Annotated in this window: 17 protein-coding genes and 4 pseudogenes; 11 read left to right on the top strand and 10 right to left on the bottom strand. The window is 57.9% G+C overall.

All coding sequences use genetic code 11. The features are described from left to right. Positions 1-17: 17 nt before the first annotated feature. From AC0L7U_RS18450 to fabD, 3 genes and pseudogenes are all read right to left on the bottom strand, one after another. Positions 18-254 carry an acyl carrier protein gene (locus tag AC0L7U_RS18450; RefSeq protein ID WP_073014292.1) on the bottom strand — a complete coding sequence of 79 codons (237 nt, stop codon included), beginning with the start codon at positions 252-254 and terminating at the stop codon, positions 18-20. A 288-nt stretch (positions 255-542) separates the two neighbouring features. Next, positions 543-1,280 (bottom strand): 3-oxoacyl-ACP reductase FabG, encoded by a 738-nt coding sequence (gene fabG, locus AC0L7U_RS18445; protein WP_473692732.1) that lies wholly within the window; start codon positions 1,278-1,280, stop codon positions 543-545. A gap of 45 nt (positions 1,281-1,325) precedes the next feature. Further along, positions 1,326-2,271, bottom strand: a pseudogene (fabD, locus tag AC0L7U_RS18440) (ACP S-malonyltransferase). A gap of 706 nt (positions 2,272-2,977) precedes the next feature. On the opposite strand from fabD, the pseudogene rpsF reads away from it, so the two are divergent. From rpsF to AC0L7U_RS18390, 10 genes and pseudogenes are all read left to right on the top strand, one after another. Beyond that, a pseudogene (gene rpsF, locus AC0L7U_RS18435) lies at positions 2,978-3,359 on the top strand (30S ribosomal protein S6). 5 nt (positions 3,360-3,364) lie between these two features. Then, the gene (gene rpsR / locus AC0L7U_RS18430; RefSeq protein ID WP_473692731.1) at positions 3,365-3,613 is read left to right on the top strand and encodes a 30S ribosomal protein S18; all 249 of its coding nucleotides are present in this window, start codon (positions 3,365-3,367) and stop codon (positions 3,611-3,613) included. A gap of 154 nt (positions 3,614-3,767) precedes the next feature. Next, positions 3,768-4,370 (top strand): 50S ribosomal protein L9, encoded by a 603-nt coding sequence (gene rplI, locus AC0L7U_RS18425; protein WP_473692730.1) that lies wholly within the window; start codon positions 3,768-3,770, stop codon positions 4,368-4,370. Between the two features lie 376 nt (positions 4,371-4,746). Next, entirely contained in the window at positions 4,747-6,231 is a 1,485-nt protein-coding gene (locus AC0L7U_RS18420; RefSeq protein WP_473692729.1) for a replicative DNA helicase, read from the top strand. Positions 6,232-6,425: 194 nt separating this feature from the next. Then, a pseudogene (locus AC0L7U_RS18415) lies at positions 6,426-7,004 on the top strand (alanine racemase); the annotation flags it as partial. Between the two features lie 87 nt (positions 7,005-7,091). Next, on the top strand, positions 7,092-7,514 hold the full coding sequence (locus AC0L7U_RS18410; RefSeq protein ID WP_473695906.1) for an alanine racemase: 423 nt from the start codon (positions 7,092-7,094) through the stop codon (positions 7,512-7,514). 55 nt (positions 7,515-7,569) lie between these two features. After that, positions 7,570-8,970, top strand: a complete 1,401-nt coding sequence (radA, locus tag AC0L7U_RS18405; RefSeq protein WP_473692728.1) for a DNA repair protein RadA — start codon at positions 7,570-7,572, stop codon at positions 8,968-8,970. 78 nt (positions 8,971-9,048) lie between these two features. Further along, positions 9,049-9,681: a CvpA family protein gene (locus tag AC0L7U_RS18400; protein WP_473692727.1), complete on the top strand. Its 633-nt coding sequence runs from the start codon at positions 9,049-9,051 to the stop codon at positions 9,679-9,681. 52 nt (positions 9,682-9,733) lie between these two features. Next, positions 9,734-11,203, top strand: a complete 1,470-nt coding sequence (gene purF, locus AC0L7U_RS18395) for an amidophosphoribosyltransferase (RefSeq protein ID WP_473692726.1) — start codon at positions 9,734-9,736, stop codon at positions 11,201-11,203. A 38-nt stretch (positions 11,204-11,241) separates the two neighbouring features. Further along, a complete protein-coding gene (locus AC0L7U_RS18390; protein WP_473692725.1) occupies positions 11,242-11,967 on the top strand; it encodes an SDR family NAD(P)-dependent oxidoreductase in 726 nt (241 codons plus the stop codon). A gap of 120 nt (positions 11,968-12,087) precedes the next feature. Here the strand turns inward: AC0L7U_RS18390 and AC0L7U_RS18385 are convergent, their stop codons facing one another. The 6 genes and pseudogenes from AC0L7U_RS18385 to AC0L7U_RS18360 form a co-directional block, all read right to left on the bottom strand. Next, complete coding sequence (locus AC0L7U_RS18385; protein WP_473692724.1) at positions 12,088-12,882, bottom strand: inositol monophosphatase family protein; 795 nt, start codon at positions 12,880-12,882, stop codon at positions 12,088-12,090. A gap of 70 nt (positions 12,883-12,952) precedes the next feature. Beyond that, positions 12,953-14,380, bottom strand: a complete 1,428-nt coding sequence (gene der / locus AC0L7U_RS18380; protein WP_473692723.1) for a ribosome biogenesis GTPase Der — start codon at positions 14,378-14,380, stop codon at positions 12,953-12,955. Positions 14,381-14,425: 45 nt separating this feature from the next. Next, complete coding sequence (locus tag AC0L7U_RS18375; RefSeq protein ID WP_473695904.1) at positions 14,426-15,328, bottom strand: PQQ-binding-like beta-propeller repeat protein; 903 nt, start codon at positions 15,326-15,328, stop codon at positions 14,426-14,428. A 143-nt stretch (positions 15,329-15,471) separates the two neighbouring features. Further along, positions 15,472-15,675, bottom strand: a pseudogene (locus AC0L7U_RS18370) (hypothetical protein); the annotation flags it as partial. A gap of 89 nt (positions 15,676-15,764) precedes the next feature. Beyond that, positions 15,765-16,193 (bottom strand): hypothetical protein, encoded by a 429-nt coding sequence (locus AC0L7U_RS18365; RefSeq protein ID WP_473692722.1) that lies wholly within the window; start codon positions 16,191-16,193, stop codon positions 15,765-15,767. Continuing rightward, positions 16,190-16,819, bottom strand: a complete 630-nt coding sequence (locus AC0L7U_RS18360) for a tetratricopeptide repeat protein (protein ID WP_473692721.1) — start codon at positions 16,817-16,819, stop codon at positions 16,190-16,192. Before AC0L7U_RS18360 ends, AC0L7U_RS18365 begins: the two co-directional genes overlap by 4 nt. 434 nt (positions 16,820-17,253) lie before the next feature. On the opposite strand from AC0L7U_RS18360, the gene AC0L7U_RS18355 reads away from it, so the two are divergent. Beyond that, the gene (locus AC0L7U_RS18355; protein ID WP_473692720.1) at positions 17,254-17,526 is read left to right on the top strand and encodes a PilZ domain-containing protein; all 273 of its coding nucleotides are present in this window, start codon (positions 17,254-17,256) and stop codon (positions 17,524-17,526) included. 98 nt (positions 17,527-17,624) lie between these two features. On the opposite strand, the gene AC0L7U_RS18350 is transcribed toward AC0L7U_RS18355, so the two are convergent. Next, the gene (locus AC0L7U_RS18350; RefSeq protein ID WP_473692719.1) at positions 17,625-18,893 is read right to left on the bottom strand and encodes a glycosyltransferase family 87 protein; all 1,269 of its coding nucleotides are present in this window, start codon (positions 18,891-18,893) and stop codon (positions 17,625-17,627) included. Positions 18,894-18,985: the final 92 nt, after the last annotated feature.

The following is an 18,985-nucleotide window of genomic DNA, read 5'->3' as shown; positions in this document are numbered from 1 at the left end:
TCAGATAGGGCTGGCGGTTAGCCAGCGTTCTTTTCCAGGAACTTGACTGCATCGCCAACCGTCAGGATGGTTTCTGCTGCATCGTCCGGAATTTCAACACCGAATTCTTCTTCAAACGCCATGACCAGCTCGACCGTGTCGAGGCTGTCTGCGCCGAGATCGTCGATGAAGCTAGCGTTATCCGTAACTTTCTCGGCGTCAACGCCCAGGTGCTCGATTACGATTTTCTTAACACGATCCGCGATATCGCTCATTTTCTACTTCCTTGATTTTGCTGTTTCGACCCATTTTGCGACAGGATCGCAAGCAGGGCCGTCACGGCGATTCAGTTTGTACAAGACGCGCGAACCGTTCGAACTGTCACTCGGACCAGCCGCTGGCTTTCGCGGTTTTGAACACGTTCTGACCCCACGTCGGACTGATGTGGTCGCCATTCTGGAACAATCGGCGGGTAGGTAGCACACTTTAGAAGCATTGACCAGCCGAACTGGACCGCGCGTACGCGACCCGAAACTTCTTTGGATATTTTTTGATTCTGACTGTTAAATCATAGCCATACCGCCGTTCACATGCAGCGTCTGCCCGGTCACATAGGCAGCTTCATCGCTTGCAAGGAACGCACAGGCAGAAGCGATTTCCCCAGCCTTGCCCAAACGGCCGCTGGGAACGCTCTGCAGAATCGATTCCTTCTGCTTGTCGTTCAGCACATCAGTCATCGCTGTTTCGATGAATCCGGGTGCCACAGTGTTGACCGTAATATTACGGCTGGCAACCTCACGAGCAAGCGACTTGTACATGCCGATCATTCCGGCCTTCGCCGCAGCATAGTTGGTCTGGCCCGGATTGCCGGTCACACCAACAACCGATGTGATGCCGATGATGCGGCCGGAGCGGCGCTTCATCATGCCCTTGATGGCGGCACGGCAGATGCGGAAGTTGGAAGTCAGGTTGACTTCGAGAACCTGATCCCACTCATCATCTTTCATGCGCATGAAAAGATTGTCGCGGGTGATGCCAGCGTTATTAACCAGAATGTCGAGTTGACCCATGACCTTCTCGGCGTTTGGCACCAGCGCATCGACTGCCTCGCGGTCCGACAGATTGGCCGGGGTCACGAAAACCCGCTCACCCAGATCATTGGCCAGCGTTTCCAGCTTCTCAGCGCGCGTACCGGACAAGGCGACCGTTGCACCTTGCGCATGAAGTGCGCGTGCAATGGCTTCGCCGATCCCGCCGGTTGCACCGGTCACCAGAGCCGTTTTCCCTTCAAGGGTGAACATGTTTGTTTCCTTCCTGTGACGTGACAGTCTGTTGTCCGCGAGGCCTCAGCCGATAAGGCGGGCAATCAGCGCGTCAATCTCTTCCGGGGTGTTGATCGGCGTTGCCGTGACGCCCTTTGCAATGCGACGCACCATGCCTGACAAAACCTTGCCGGACCCGACTTCCACCAATTCAGTGACGCCCTGCTCGGCCAACCACAAAACCGATTCACGCCAGCGTACAGTGCCGGTAACCTGTTCAACGAGACGCAAGCGGATTTCAGCCGGATCGGTGATCGGCGCAGCCAGAACATTGGCCACCAGCGGCACCACTGTCGGTCGCACATTGGCATTGGCAAGTGCATCCGCCATGGCATCGGCAGCAGGTGCCATCAAGGAACAATGAAACGGCGCACTGACAGGCAGCATCACGGCGCGGCGTGCGCCCTTGGACTTGGCGATTTCACAAGCGCGTTCGACCGCTGCAAGGTGACCGGAGACGACAACCTGACCATCCGCATTGTCATTGGCAGCCTGACAGACCTCGCCCTGCGCGGCCTCTTCAGCCACAGCCTGAGCCGTTTCGAAATCAAGCCCGAGAAGAGCGGCCATACCACCCTGCCCGACAGGAACCGCGTTTTGCATGGCATCACCACGAATACGCAAAAGCTTGGCCGCAGTCGCAATGTCCAGGCTGCCGGCCGCCGCAAGAGCAGAATATTCGCCAAGCGAATGTCCGGCAACGAAGCTGACCGTATCCTTGAGCACCAGCCCCTTGGATTCCAGAACGCGCATCGTCGCAAGGCTGACAGCCATCAGCGCCGGCTGTGCGTTGGCGGTCAGCGTCAAATCGCTTTCCGGCCCCTCCCACATGATGGAGGAAAGCTTCTGACCCAAAGCATCGTCAACCTCGTCGAAGACCGCCTTGGCTTCCGGATAGGCATCAGCAAGCCCCTTGCCCATGCCAACAGCCTTAGCTGCCCTGACCCGGAAATGTGAACGCGATACTCATTGGAGCACCCCTCCGCCTTGTTCTCTGTTCATCAAGTGTCTGTCTGCCCGTCGCCCATGGCAGGAAAAGGCAGCGCGCCAACGCCGAAGCGCGGCTCCACTTCTTGCCAGCGGCCAGATTGCTCTGCCGCCTCGTTTTTCGTGCCTATGGTACGTGTTGATAGAGAATGTCAAGAGCTCGGCAGGCATTTCGCCCGGTTTCCGGCCTTTTTGGGCGGTTGATAACCTGCTTCGCGACGCCTTGTGAACAGATGTGCGCCGCACCCTATCGCTTGCAGCGCAACATCCGACACTCTGCAATCAGGGGGAAGCAAGCGGTCTTTGCGACACGCTTCAGGACAGAGACGCAGCCCCTCACGCTCCAGTCTCTCATTCATTATATAAGGAGATCGACAGTGGCTTTTGTCTGCCTGCTTGAGACCGCAAAATGACAAAAAGCGCAGTTTCACTCCAAAGATACGGAGTTGCGCGGAATTCTGCGCTGATCGGTGGTCTCTGCCTTGCTTTTGATGCTGAAGCGTGTATACAGCCCCCACTCGGAAATTTGGCCGGGGGCTGAACGGAAGGGTGCTGCGTGCACCAGGACACCTGAAAAGAGGTCCGTCTTCCCGTGTCTCCGCTCTCGTTAGAATTCTCGTCACCTTTCCACGGGTCACGAGGAGGCTTTGCGCCTGTTTCCGTCGGTTTAACAAGGAAAGGCTTTTTCCATGCCTCTTTACGAGCACGTATTCCATAGCGCGCCAGGATGTGTCGGCCCAGCAGGTCGAACAACTCGTCGAACAGTACAAGGCTCTTCTTGAGTCCAATGGTGGTTCTGTCGGCAAGGTGGAAACTTGGGGTCTGCGGTCCCTCGCATACCGCATCAAGAAGAACCGTAAGGCTCACTATGTTCTCATGAACATTGAAGCTCCGCATCCGGCCGTTGCAGAAATGGAACGCCAGATGGGCCTCAGCGAAGACATCCTGCGCTTCATGACCTTCAAGGTCGAAGCACACGAAGAAGATCCTTCGGCGATGATGCAGAAGCGCGATCGTGATGATCGTCGTGGTGGCGGTCGCGGTCCTCGTAAACCTGATGCAGCGGAGTAATCAAAATGGTTGATATCGCACAGCTTCCCAGCCGCCGTCCGTTCTTCCGTCGCCGGAAGACCTGTCCGTTCTCCGGTGCTAACTCGCCGAAGATCGACTACAAGGACATCCGTCTGCTGCAGCGTTACATCTCCGAGCGCGGCAAGATCGTTCCGAGCCGTATCACCGCCGTTTCTGCAAAGAAGCAGCGTGAACTGGCTCGTGCCATCAAGCGCGCCCGTCTGCTCGGCCTGTTGCCTTTCGTCATCAGCTAAGCAAACGACCCCGAGATTGTGCAATCGTCTGATTGCCGCTCATTGATCCGGTCTTCGGACCGGATCAACCCGGATTGGGGCCGACCGGTCCAGAAGTGATCGGCCTCTAACCGCATGGCACAAGACCATGCGGGACAGACCGCAGGAGATATCCATGCAAGTTATTCTTCTCGAGCGTATCGCAAAGCTCGGCCAGATGGGTGACACTGTTCGCGTTCGCGACGGTTACGCTCGTAACTTCCTTCTGCCGCAAGGCAAGGCCCTTCGCGCAAACAAGGCGAACATCACCCGCTTCGAAAGCGAACGTGTTCAGCTTGAAGCCCGCAACCTGGAACGTCGCCAGGAAGCTGAAGTCGTTGCAGGCAAGGTCAATGGTGAAAGCCTGATCGTGATCCGCTCGGCTGGTGAAACCGGTCAGCTTTACGGCTCTGTGTCCAAGCGCGACATTGCAGACGGCCTGACCGACAAGGGCTTCTCCGTCTCGCGCGGCCAGATTGAGCTGAACCACCCGATCAAGACAGTCGGCATTCACTCGGTCGGCATCGCGCTGCACCCGGAAGTCGAAGTGTTCGTCAACGTCAACGTTGCTCGTTCTGAAGACGAGGCCATCCGCCAGTCCGCCGGTGAAGACCTGACGACGCCGCAGGATGAAGTCTTCGAATTCGAAGAAGAAGAAGAAGACGCAGAAGGCGATGCAGAAGACACCTCTGCTGAGGAAGACGCTGCAGACGCCGAAGGCGAAAACGAAGACGCGTAATTTTCACATGGTCATAATTGACTAGGTTGAAAATGCGATTGAGAAGGACGGCATCGAGAGATGTCGTCCTTTTTTATTGACGTGCTTCAATTCATTTCATTGTCAATTTTAACAATTCTCATTTGTGTTTTTTTACCCCGCAAGTTTCACGAGTACCTAGCGGAAATCATTCTTTCGGCTAATGTAATTCAATAAAATCAATCATTTGAATGCACTCAATTTCGACTTCTCATTGTGCCCCGCCGTCAAGCGTCCCGCCACGATATCCCCGTTGTTCCCCCGCCTGAAATCTGAATCGCAGTCAAGGTTATTGGATGCTTGATGGAGTCATGAACTTGCGGTTAGACCGGAAAGGTCACGGGCTTCGGGGGATCACATGAAGGGTAAATTGCAGTCGGTCGAGCAAGCAGAGAAAGACCAGCGTCTCGCCCCCCACAATGCGGAGGCCGAACGCCAGTTGCTTGGCGCAATCCTGATCAACAACGAGACTTTTTACCGGGTCTCCGACTTTCTGGAAACACACCACTTCTTTGTGCCCCAGCATCAGGAAATCTACGAAAAGGTTAGCCAACTCATCCGCGCCGGCAAAACCGCTTCGCCGATCACCCTCAAAACGTTTTATCCGGCGGAAGCCAAAATCGCCGATCTGAGCGCCACGCAATATCTGCTGCGACTGGCAGCCGATGCGGCCTCGATCATCAATGCCGAAGACTATGGCCGCACGATCTATGATCTTGCCCTGCGCCGGAACTTGATCCGCATCGGCGAAGACATGGTCAACATCGCCTATGACGCGCCCATCGACGTGCCGCCAAACCAACAGATCGACGATGCGGAGCGCCGCCTCTTCGAGCTTGCCGAAACAGGCCGTCAGGAAGGTGGCTTCGTTGCCTTTGGCGATGCCCTCACCGAAACCATCGAGATGGCTCACGCCGCATGGAACCGTGAAGGCGCACTGTCGGGCATCTCCAGTGGCTTGCACGCGCTCGACAACCTCATGGGCGGCCTGCAGTCTTCGGATCTCATCGTGCTGGCTGCACGTCCTGCCATGGGCAAGACGTCGCTCGTCACCAACATTGCCTATAATGTTGCACAGAACTATCAGGCTGAAGAGCAACCGGATGGCACTTTGAAGACGGTTAATGGCGGGATCGTCGGCTTCTTCTCGCTGGAAATGTCGGCAGAACAGCTCGCCACACGTATCATTTCCGAGCAGACCGAAATTTCGTCCTCCAAGATCCGCCGTGGCGACATCACCGAAAACGAATTCGAGAAGCTGGCCGCTGCAGCGCAATACATGCAAACCGTGCCTCTGCACGTCGATCAGACCGGTGGTATTTCGATTGCCTCCCTCGTGGCCCGTGCCCGTCGCCTGAAGCGACAGCGCGGCCTCGATCTGATCGTGGTCGATTACCTTCAGCTTCTATCCGGCTCCAACAAGAACTCGAGCAACCGCGTGCAGGAACTGACAGAAATCACCACCGGACTCAAGGCGCTGGCAAAAGAACTGAACGTTCCCATTCTGGCGCTGTCGCAGCTCTCGCGTCAGGTCGAATCGCGCGACGACAAACGCCCGATGTTGTCCGACTTGCGTGAATCCGGTTCGATTGAGCAGGATGCCGACGTGGTGATGTTCATCTACCGCGAAGAATATTATCTGTCCAAGTCCGAGCCTGAAGAAGGCACACCGGAATACGAAGTCTGGCGTGACAAGGTTGAACGTGTGAAGGGCAAGGCTGAAGTCATCGTTGCCAAGCAGCGTCATGGTCCAACGGGTACAGCAAACCTGCACTTCCAGGGCGAGTTCACCCGCTTCTCGGATCTGGCCGAAGACGATTATCTGCCTGAACGCTACGAATAGGCCGGAGCGGACGCCTCATGCCTGCGAAAACGGCGGAATTGGCACCCAGTCTGCCAGTTTTCTACACTGTCGTTAGAGGGGGGCCATAGGCTATCATTGTGCAAACAAACGGTGTTTGATTCGCAAAAAAGAGAAGCTGGTTCCGTGTCCGATCCCACCCCCGGCCTGATACCACAGCCGGTGCCCTTCTTACGATTGATCTTGACGCGATTGCGTCCAATTGGCTGGACCTCAGGAGCCGCTATACGGGCAAGACCTGTGCGGCCACCATCAAGGCCAATGCCTACGGATTGGGAGCGCGTCAGGTCGCCTCCCGTCTGACGCAAGCCGGATGCACCACCTTCTGCGTGGCTCTGCCCTAGGAAGGCATGGAGGTGCGCCAGACAGCTCCAAACACCACGATCTACATACTCGACGGCCTGTTCTCCGGCCAGGCGGCGCTTTACGCCGAACACCGGCTGATCCCCTGCCTCGGGTCGCTGGACGAAGTGCAGGAATGGGCTGCGTTCTGTCAGTCCAGCGGACAGGCATTTCCTGCCGCATTGCATATCGACAGCGGCATGAACCGATTGGGCTTTCGCAGTACCGATTTCCGCAGCCTGTTGACGACTGACAGCTTGATGAAGGCCTTTACGCCGTGTCTGCTGATGAGCCATCTGGCCTATGGATCAGACCCCGGCGATCCGATGAATGCGCGCCAGCTTGCGGCTTTTCTGGCCGCAACCGACGGGTTCACACATATTCCTCGTTCTCTTGCCAATTCGGCCGGCGTTTTTCTGGGGCCAGACTATCATTTCGATCTGGCACGGCCCGGCATCTCGCTTTATGGCGGCAAGGCCATTGAGACGCAGCCCAATCCGATGGTCCCCGTCTTCAAGGTCGAAGCGCGCATCCTCATGCTGCGCGATGTACCCGAGGGAGACCGCATCGGCTATGGTGGCGCCCAGACGGCAAAACGCCCGACGCGAGTGGCCATGGTCGCCGCAGGCTATGCCGACGGACTGCTGCGCACCGGCAGCTCCAGTGATGATGCTCCCGGCGGCTTTGGTGTGATCGGAGGGCACAAAGCGCCGTTGTGTGGTCGCATTTCAATGGACATGTCCACACTCGATGTAACCGATGTGCCGCAGGAGCTTGTCCATCGTGGTGCATTTGTGGAAATGATCGGCCCCCATGTTGCAGCCAGCGATCTGGCCTCGTATGCCCGCACCATCGATTATGAATACCTCACGGGCCTGAGCCCGCGCTACGAGCGCCGTTATGCCAGCTTGAACGAGACCTGAGCCGACGCCTGCCTGCGACGAACGAGACGACCGCACCACAAGGAGAGCCGCCCGCATGGCGCGCCGTACCACACAGTTCATCTGCCAATCCTGCGGGGCCATCACCAACAAGTGGACCGGACGCTGCGAATCCTGTGGTGAATGGAACACCATCGTCGAAGAACAGGCTGGCGGCGGCATCGGCGGTGGCCCGTCAAAGGCTGCTGCACGGCGCTCCAAGGGACGGGTTGTGCCTCTGGTCGGTCTGCAAGGCGATACCCGTGAAGCACCGCGTGTTCAAAGTGGCATCAAGGAACTTGACCGGGTGGCTGGCGGCGGCTTCGTGCGCGGCTCTGCCATTCTGGTGGGCGGCGATCCCGGCATCGGCAAATCCACTCTGCTTATTCAGGCTGCGGCGGCCTTTGCGCGGCTTGGCCAGAAAGCCATCTATATTTCCGGCGAAGAAGCCATCGGACAGGTCCGGCTACGCGCCGAACGCCTGAGACTCACGGATGCGCCGGTGCAACTTGCCGCCGAAACCAGCGTAGAGGATATTCTCGCCACGCTGGAAGTAGACACACCTCCCGCTCTCCTCATCCTCGATTCGATCCAGACCTTATGGACAGAACAGGCAGATTCGCCCCCGGGCACTGTGACCCAGGTGCGTGCCGCCGCTCAAGCCATGGTACGCTACGCCAAGAAATCCGGCACCACACTGGTGCTGGTCGGGCACGTTACCAAAGACGGCCAGATCGCCGGCCCTCGTGTAGTCGAGCACATGGTTGATGCGGTAATGTATTTTGAGGGCGACGGCGCCCACCAGTTCCGCATCCTGCGCTCGGTCAAGAACCGCTTCGGTGCCACCGACGAAATCGGCGTCTTCGAAATGACCGGCGCCGGATTGAGCGAAGTGGCCAATCCCTCTGCCCTTTTTCTGGGAGAACGCAGCACGAAATCGCCCGGAGCGGCCGTGTTTGCCGGGCTTGAAGGCTCGCGCCCGTTGCTCATCGAGGTGCAGGCGCTGGTCGCGCCCTCTTCTCTCGGCACGCCACGGCGCGCTGTCATCGGTTGGGACACCGCCCGCCTGTCGATGATCCTCGCCGTGCTTGAGGCCCGTTGCGGTGTCCGCTTTTCCCAGCATGACGTCTACCTGAACGTTGCCGGTGGATTGCGGATCAGCGAGCCGGGAGCCGATCTGGCAGTGGCCGCAGCACTCGTCTCTTCGTTGAGCGGGCTTGCCCTTCCGGCCAATTGCGTCTATTTCGGCGAGGTTAGTCTGTCAGGAGCAATTCGGCCGGTTGCCCAGGCGCAATCCAGGTTGAAGGAAGCCGACAAGCTTGGCTTTGATCAGGCCTACTGTCCCATGGGCAACCTGAAGGACAGGAAGCAATCGACATTCACGGCGCATGGCCTCGAGGATCTCGGGGACTTCATCGCCAAAATTTCAGCAAGGGCTGGCGCCGCGGCCACAAGATGACCGACGGACAGCCACCCGTTTTGACCGTCTTGCCCGGCAAAATGCGAGACGGCCAGGGATGAGGGACTGACTAGACAGATGCCGATTACTCTACTTGACGGACTCCTCCTCGTCATCATGCTCGTCTCCGCCCTTCTGGCGATGATCCGAGGCTTCGTCAGAGAAGTATTGTCGATTGTCTCGTGGATTGTGGCAGCGATTGCCGCCTTCGGACTCTACAAGTACCTGCTTCCCTACACCGCCCAGTACATCTCCAACAAGATGGTGGCGACAGGCGCAGCTGCGGCAATCATTTTTCTGGTAACTCTGATCATCATTTCCTATATCACCATGCGTCTGTCCGACTTTATCCTCGACAGCCGTATCGGTGCATTGGATCGCACTCTCGGCTTCGTCTTCGGGGCTGTGCGTGGCATCATTCTGGTGGCCGTGGCGATGATGTTCTTCAACTGGTTCGTTCACAAGGACCAGCAGCCGAACTGGATCGTCAATGCCAAGTCCCGACCCATGCTGATTGCAATTGGTCAACGACTTGTCGCCATTCTGCCGGAAGACCCGGAACAGGCGATCATGCAGAGGCTGAACGAAGATAAAACGTCCAGTTCCACTGTCGATACCGATGCGAATGATCCGTCGGACAACACAGGTTACAGTGCGTCGCAGCGGCGGGGCATCGAGCAACTGACCACGGGCGACAGCAACAACAACTGACGCCTTGTCCGGCCACCGGACTACAGAGTATTTGCGCATGAGAGGACATACCATGCAGGACGCGATCGATTTCAACGAACCCTTCGATCCGGACGCGGACACCTTGCGTGAGGAATGCGGCGTATTCGGCATTCTCGGACACGAAGACGCCAGCGCGTTGGCCGCACTCGGCATGCACGCGCTCCAGCACCGCGGTCAGGAAGCGGCCGGGATCGTGACCTTCGACAAGGGCCAGTTTCGCTCCGAGCGCCACCAGGGCCTCGTTGGCGATCACTTTGCCAAGGTCGAGACGATCACCCGCCTACCGGGACGCGCGGCCGTGGGCCACGTGCGCTACTCCACCACGGGCGAAACCATTCTGCGCAACGTTCAGCCGTTGTTTGCCGAGCTGGACGGGGGCGGTATTGCCGTGTGCCACAACGGCAATTTCACCAATGCACTGACCCTGCGCCAGCAGTTGATCCGTGATGGCGCCATCTGTCAGTCGACATCAGATTCCGAAGTCGTGTTGCAGCTCATTGCCCGCTCGCGTGAAACCAAGATTGTTGATCGCTTTATTGATGCCATCACCAAGATGGAAGGCGCTTATGCGCTGGTCGCACTGACGTCGAAAAAGCTGATCGGTGCGCGTGATCCGCTCGGCATTCGCCCGCTGGTGCTGGGCGATCTCAATGGCGCACCCATTTTGGCGTCCGAGACCTGCGCCCTCGACATCATTGGTGCGACCTTCATTCGTGAAGTCGAGAATGGCGAAGTCGTGGTATGTACGCCAAGCGGCATCGAGAGCCACTTCCCGTTCGGTCGTCGCCCTGCCCGCCCTTGCATCTTCGAGTATGTCTATTTTTCCCGGCCCGATTCCATCATCGGCGGTCGTAGCGTCTACAATGTGCGTCGTGAAATGGGTGTACAGCTTGCACGTGAATCCCATGTCGAAGCCGATGTTGTCGTACCGGTTCCCGACAGTGGCGTTCCCGCGGCCATCGGCTACAGCCAGGAAAGCGGCGTGCCATTTGAATTGGGCATCATCCGCAATCACTATGTCGGGCGTACCTTCATCGAGCCGACGCAGCAGATCCGCACGTTGGGCGTCAAGCTCAAGCACTCGGCCAACAAGGCGCAGATCCAGGGCAAGCGCGTCATCCTCATTGATGACAGCCTTGTGCGTGGCACCACCTCGGTGAAGATCGTGCAGATGATCCGCGATGCCGGCGCCAAGGAAGTTCACTTCCGCCTTGCCAGCCCGCCAATCCGCTATTCCGACTATTACGGCATCGATACACCGGTGCGCGAAAAGCTTCTGGCTGCAAAGTACAGCCTTGAGGAAATGCGCAATTACATCGGTGCTGACAGCCTCGCCTTCCTGTCCATCGACGGCCTGTACCGCTCTGCCGGATACGACGGTCGTGACGACGCTTGCCCGCAGTTCACGGATCATTGCTTCACCGGCGATTATCCGACACCGCTGACGGATCTGTCGGAAGAGCGTGAATACGACAGCCCGCGTCTCGTCGAGGTATCGTAAGGGCGCAGACCGCACACGTTGAGCCGGGGAGGAACAACATGGACGACTGGAGTGGACGGGTGGCCCTGGTGACAGGTGCCTCCCGCGGCATTGGCTACGAAACCGCGAAGGCGCTTGCCGCCCGCGGTGTCCATGTCATCGCCCTTGCCCGCACCGTTGGTGGGCTGGAGGAGCTTGACGATGAAATCAAGGCGGCTGGCGGTGGGGCAACCCTCGTGCCAGCCGACCTGACCGACCACGATGCGCTCGACCGTCTTGGCGCAGCTATCTACGAGCGCTGGGGCAAGCTTGACATGCTGGTCGCCAATGCCGGGATGCTGGGAACTCTGGCCCCTGTGCCGCATATCGATCCAAAAACCTTCGACACGGCCCTGGCAGTCAATGTAACGGCCAACTGGCGGCTGATCCGCTCGCTCGATGTGCTGCTGCAACGCTCCGATGCCGGACGCGCTGCCTTCATGACCTCCGTTCAAGTTACAACATGCACGCCGTTCTGGTCGCTGACCGCCATGACCAAAGCCGCCCTTGAAGCGATGGTGCGCTGTTACGCTGGTGAAACCGAACAATCCAGCCTGCGGGTCAACCTCTACGATCCCGGCCCTGTCAGAACCGCCCTCAGAGCGCAGGCAATGCCCGGCGAGGACAAGGACCGGCTGGCATTGCCCGCCGACGTTCCAGCCTCACTTCTGACGCTTCTTGCCCCAACACAGACGGCAACCGGCAAGCTCTACGACCGGGTCTCGGGCGAATTCATGGATTTTTGAGGTTCCCCCTTCCGCAGCACCGGAAAGGGTCCGACACTTCAAATGCAAAAAGGCCGCTCCAGTGAGCGGCCTTTTTCAATTCATTTATTCGCTCAGCAGCAGCGAGCGCTATATCACAGATCAGATATTCAGGCCTGTGAACGTATCCAGGGCAAGCTGATTGATCTGACCGTAAACCTTGGGGCCGCCGACAACGACAAAAGCGCCCTCTGAGAGCACTTTCTCCGCGTCATAGGGGCGAACCTCACATCCAGCCTCAGCGGCGATCAGCAGGCCGGCCAGACAGTCCCAGGCGTGCATATGGAACTCGAGGTAGCCAATCAGACGTCCCGAGGCTGCATAAGCCAGCATCAGCCCGCCCGATGCATTGCGGAAGAAAACGCCGCCTGCGTCGATCAACTTGCCGGTTGTTGCCAGAATGTCATCCTTGCGCATACGGCTTGTATAGCCAAGGCCGAGAGAGCCGACGCCGAGGCTGTCACTGTCTGACGCCTTGATCGGCTTGTCGTTGACGAAGGCCCCTTTGCCTTTTTCGGCATGAAAGGTTTCGCCCGTGCAAGGTTCGTGAATGACTCCGCCGACAACCTCGCCGTCTTCCACACACGCCAGGATCACGCACCACTGCGGGATACCGGCGACAAAATTTGCAGTTCCATCAATCGGGTCGATCACCCAGGTGTAGCCAGAAGTGCCCTGCACACGACCGTGCTCTTCGCCAACGATGCCATCGTCGGGATAGGTCGCCGCGATAGCATCACGCACCAGTGTCTCGACGTTCTTGTCCGCTTCCGACACCAGGTCCTGCGGCCCCTTGGAATCGACCACCAGTTCGTCCAGCTTGCGAAAATAATCCAATCCGAGGCCTCCGGCCTTGCGAGCCAGATCGAAGGCGAATTTAAGCCTGTCGGAATGCATGAACGTCTCCTTGTACACTTATCTGCAAATGGAAAAGGCGGAACCACTGGTCCCGCCTTTTGCTGAAGTTCTACTGAATCTTGCGCTTCTTCTTTTTCGCATAAGGGTTCTCACCCTTGCGATAAGACAAGCGAATCGGCGCACCCGGAATGCTGAATGCCTCACGCATCTGGTTGACCAGATAACGGGTGTAGCTTTCCGGAAGCTGTTCGGGACGCGAACAGAAGATCACAAAATGCGGCGGGCGCGTCTTCGGCTGTGTCATGTAGCGAAGCCGCACGCGACGACCACCGGCCACAGCGGGGGGCGGATGATTCCCGGTCACACGTTCCAGCCAGCGATTGAGACGCGATGTCGACACATGCGCATTCCAATGCTCATAAGCCGTGAAGACGTTTTCCAGCAGCTTGTCGAGCCCCTGCCCCTGAATACCAGACATGGTGACGATCTGAACGCCGCGGATCTGATTGAAGTAGCGTTCATTAGCATCGCGGATCTTTTTCCACGCAGCCTCACGATCTTCGACGAGATCCCATTTGTTGATGGCGATCACCAGCGCACGGCCTTCACGGGCGACCAGATCAATGATCTGCAAATCCTGCTTCTCGAAGGACATGGTCGCATCAAGCGTGACCACAACCACTTCAGCAAACTTGATCGCGCGCAGCGCATCGGCCACCGACAGTTTTTCAAGCTTTTCCTGAACACGCGCCTTACGGCGAATACCGGCAGTATCAAACAGCTTGATATGACGATCGCGCCAGGTCCAGTCGACGGAAATCGAATCACGTGTGATGCCGGCTTCCGGGCCAGTCAGCATACGATCTTCCCCGAGCAGGGTGTTGATCAAGGTCGACTTACCCGCATTCGGACGGCCAACGATGGCAACCCGCAAAGGTCGCTCCTTGGTGCCGACAGGGTCTTCTTCCTCGACCAGTTCGCCCTCTTCGTTGACGTCCACGCTGGTGCGCGCTTCTTCAATAGCCTCTTCTTCATCGTCGATCCGATCGACGTGCGGCTTCAAGGCATCGTAAAGATCGGCCAGGCCTTCGCCGTGCTCGGCCGACATGGCGATTGGCTCGCCAAGTCCGAGAGAAAAGGCTTCGAACAGCCCGCTTTCACCGGCCCGACCTTCAGCCTTGTTGGCCAACAGGATAACGGGTCGAGTGGTCCGACGGGCAACGTCTGCGAAATGGGCGTCCAGCGGTGTGACACCGGCGCGCGCGTCGATGACGAAGAGAACGACATCCGATTCCTGAATGGCCTCTTCCGTCTGCATCCGCATGCGGCCTGCCAGACTGGCGTTGTCTGCGTCTTCCAGACCCGCCGTATCGACGATGGTGAAGCGCAGATCGCCGAGCTTGGCATCGCCTGGGCGACGATCGCGGGTAACACCCGGCGTATCGTCGACCAGAGCCAGGCGTTTGCCGACCAACCGGTTGAACAAGGTGGACTTGCCGACATTCGGCCGTCCGATGATGGCGACTTTGGCGCCCACGTCACTTACTCCTGAAATGCCTCGCGCGCCAAAATCTTTATTGATTTATTGGAACGCGGCGACGGCGCTGACACCGTCCAGAACGATCATGCGTCCTGCCGCCACAATGGGCGAGACAAAGACGTCGGTTTTCACATCCTGCGTTGTCTTGATCTGGCCCGTACGAGCATCAACCATGACAAGACGCCCATCCGTAGAAGCAGCGATCAGAGTGCCATTCGCCAGAACCGGGCCCGCCCAGTTCCGCCGACGCGATTTCTTCTTCGGACGCGGCAGGGTTGTCGCCCATAGAACATCACCGGTCTTGCGGTCAAGTGCTACCATGCGATCATCGAGATCAACCATGAACACGGCATTGCCCGAAACCACCGGCGTATGGACACTTCCGAGGTCCCTTTCCCACGCACGATCACCTGTGCGCAGTGACGATGCGATCGTCTTGCCGGCGACGCCCGTGGCATAAACCATCCCACCTTCGACGACCGGGCTGGCTGACATATCCGCCAGACCAGAGAGCGCCAATGTGCGGAACCCGCGCGCAACACCATCAGACCAGATCACATCGCCCGACTTGACGTTAAGCGCGATCACTTCGCCCGAAGACGATGGAACAACAACGGTATTGCCGCTTACGGCAGGGCTTGAGGCGGACAGAAGGCTCGCCTGTTCCGAGATGCCTGTGTACATCCAGTCCTGGCTGCCATCCTTCTCGGACAGGGCATAGACTTCGTTGTTGTCGGTCACGGCAAAGACGTGACCTGCACCAACGGCCGGTGCACTGCGTGCCGGGCCGTCAAGTTTGGCCGTCCAGAGAACCTTGCCCGACCCAGCATCCAGCGAGGCAACATTGCCATAGCCGGTGCTGACGTAGACGCGACCACCGGACACGGCCACACCGCCACCAGGTGCAGAATCTTTTCGTTTTCCGGACGCAACGACTGGCTCCAGACCTTTGCGCCACCAGGGGACAAGGCCACGACTGAACCATCCGGCTTGTAGACGTAGATCCGCGATCCATCACTGACCGGACTGGCCGACAGGCGCAGCGCATCCGACATCAGGCCGCCGCCCGACTTGCCAATGTCCTGCCGCCAGACGCGCGCACCGCGAATGGAAACGGCCACATTGCCCGGATCATTGGTGACACCGCCACCTGCTGTCGTCCAGGCAGAGCCGCCACTTGCCGCGCCAATACTGGCCTGGCTCGTGCGGACGGTGTTTGCTGGATCCGAGCCCTGAAACAGGGATTCACGCTTGCCTGCAAGCGGCTTGTCGCCAGAGGCAAATGGGTTCATGCCGGCAATGCTGCCGCACCCTGCAAGGCCGACGGTCAATGCAATAACGGAACAAACAGAAAGCAATCGTTTTCTGGAACAGGCGAAAATCACTTTGCGTCTTCCTTATTTTCGGAGGAATCCGAACTGGCCGCACCGTTGTCTGGCGTTGCCTCAGTCGCAGTATCATCAGAACCGGCAGCAGGTGCCGGAGCAAGAGCATCCATGGCCGAGGCCGCGTTGTTCAGCGTCTGGCTGTTTGTTGCCGATGGCGTGGCTGCAGCACCCGCATCCGGCGCGGCCGGCATCGAAGGTGCGGGAGCATCGGCCTGCGGAGTTGCTGCAGGAGCCGTTGTCGCCGCAGGGGCCGTTGCTCCCGGGGTCGCAGCGGACGGTGCAGGCATACCCGGCAACCCAAGACCGGCCGGTGCAGCAGGAGCTGCATTGTCATTGGCCGAAGCATCGGCGCTGGCGTTAACCACCGGCGCGATTGCAGAGTCTGGCACAGTCTTGTCGTTCTTGCCCGACGCCTTGATCACATCCGACAGCAGGTTGATGCGCGATGCAATGTCCTGCGGCGTCGCCGGGTCATCAGAGATCTGCTTGATCCACTTCTGCGCCTCATCGACCTTGTCGTTCTTCGAGCAGAAATTGCCAGCAATTCACGCGCGGCCGCATGGAACGGGTTGTCGTCTCCGGTCAGACCACCAACGCGGTCGGCCACCGTCGAATAATCATCTTCATCAACCGCCAGATAGGCTGCACGCAAGTGCGCCACATCGACGATTGCCTTAGGATTATTGGGATTATTGGCAATAGCTTCAAATTCGGCCAGAGCCTTTTTGGGATCGCCCGATTTGACCTTGTCGGTCGCAATGCGAAGCTTGGCCAGAAGCGGGTAAGCGCCAGTGGCATTGTCAAGTTGGGCAAAAATCTTGTCGGCCGCCGCGACATCACCCTTTTGAGTCAGGCTGACTGCCTCAAGATATTTGTCGCCAGCGGCTTTTGCCTGCTGGTCCTGCCAGTAAATCCAGCCGCGATACCCACCCGTCGCGATGACCACCAGAACGGCAAAGCCAATCAACCAGAGACCGAATCGGTCCCAAAGCTGCCGGTACTTCTCCTGACGAATATCTTCGTCGACCTCACGAAAAATATCGGACATACGTGTCTCGTTCCTGCATTTACTGTCTTTACCCCAGGCTGGATGCCTGACTGTCGGGCGGCCACACTATCGATTTGACGCACATCTGGCAAACCAAGTTCACCATGTGTCATCACCCGGGTTCATGGCGCAAGTTTGGCGCGAACGCGCGCAAGTTTCCACTTGTCCCCAGACCCAGTCTCTCCGCCTGTGCTTACGGCAAGGAAAAGCCTATGACAAGCATTCCTCTTGGTGCAGGGCTCATTTGGCAGTTGCGACACTGATTTGAAGCTTTCGGGTGCCGTTTCAGGACGAATTTCCACACAGGCTCGTTTGCAACACATATCTGTCATGATAAACCGCTGAAAGAATGCCTATAATCTCATTAACGTGATGTTTGATCCTTCAGGATTAAAGTGACCGTATATGAGCCGGTATAGAGACAAGTGTGAGTAATGACTAACGAAGACAGAAGAAGCAGCGAGCGACGCCGTACGCTTAAGTCCGGACGCATTTATTTCGCTGGCTTGAGCAAGTCGTTTGACTGCACGATCCGCAATACCAGCGACACGGGCGCACAAATTCACATGCCCAGCACTTTGGGTGTGCCGAGTGCCTTCATTCTCTACTTCATCAACGAAGGTATGAAGCGCCCCGCCGAAGTCATGTGGCGAACACCTGATCGCCTTGGTGTTCGATTTCTCGGCCCGTTTGAATCGATGACCTGATGTGAAACCGGGACTGGCTGTCACTGGCCCGCCTCTAAGCGCCCTCGCGCAGCCTCGCTTCATTCAAGACAATGTCCCCCGGATCAAATCACTCTGCGTCAGGCGGGGCCCAAAGGTGTGCCCGACGCGCCCTGACCCGCGTGAAGAACCTGCTCCTTGCTCCAGTCACATGCGACGACAAGACCGGCCACCAGCACGATGTTGAAGGTCACCACAACCGAATAAGCCAGCGCATATTGCGCCATGACGTTGAACAGGATGGTGGCGATGATCGGCTGTGCCCACAAGACCCCCAGCGAGACCTGCAAGGCAACCGGCCACTTGTTCCGCGTCTTCATCAGGCACATGGCCCCCAACGAAAATAGCGGCCAGCTATAAGCCATCAATGACGGCGAGACGAGACCCGACAGGATGAGCGTCACACCAATCAATGCAGGGCGCGGCCAGTGCCGCCCCCTGACCAGAAGCACGCCAACGACCAAAAGCACCGCCAGAATGCCGCAGGCCCACCGAATGGTTTCATCGACACCCATTTTGCCCAACGCGCTTTGCAAAGTGAAATTGCCCGGCGCCAGAACTGCGAAATAATCGGTGTAGGTCTTGATCTGAAAGATATCGAAAAAGGCCTGCCACGTCTGCCAGCCAAAAACGACGACAGACAGGGCAAGCAACACCAATGTAGCGATGGTGGCGCTGGCAAATGTTTTCCAGTCACGCTCCAGCAGTAAAAAGACAGGCACCAGCACGCCATATTGCGGTTTGACCGTTGCCACAGCCAAAGCCAGCCCGGCCAGAACGGGTCGTGTTCGCGCATGGATCAGCGCAAAGCCGATCAGCGTGATGACCAAGCAGGAAATATTGAGCACCGTGAAAGCGTAATAGCCGCCGCTTGAGGTCGCCAGCAGGACGGCCATACCAAGACCAAAGCCACTCATGCGGGCCATTGCATAGAAGCTCAAGGCAAACAACGCCAGCATGATGGCTTTTGTCGTCCCATAACCGACACAGGCCATGGCCTCGGCAAAAAACAGAAAATGCGGCGGATTGATGAAAAAGAGATCCCGTGTCGAGGCCGGCAGACCCGGCTGATAAACCGCCGGATCATAAGTCTGAGCTGCCTGTCCGCCCAGCGCCATCTGCCCAGCACGATAAAACGCCGTCAGGTCTTCATGACCAGCATGAAGAACATCTGCGGGGAACTGCCAGAACTGGGTTTGTGCATTGGAAAAATAAATCAGCACGCACAAAACAGCAGTGAGGCAGATGCAAAGAGCAAACATCGGAACGTCACGCAGGCCCCTGAGATCGCTGCCCGAGCACTCACCATCCATCTGACTATGCAGACCGTCACTGTTCGCTTTTGTCATTTCAGGACCTGTGGTCACGCCCTGCCTGCCTGATCACACAAGCCAAAACCCACCTTTCGAGACATTACCTTTAACTGCTCCTTGGACCTGCC

The sequence above is a fragment of the Roseibium sp. 10G30-5 genome, assembly GCF_055809635.1.
Note: the sequence above shows the minus strand (reverse complement) of the source record. Positions and strands in the feature narration are given on the sequence as shown.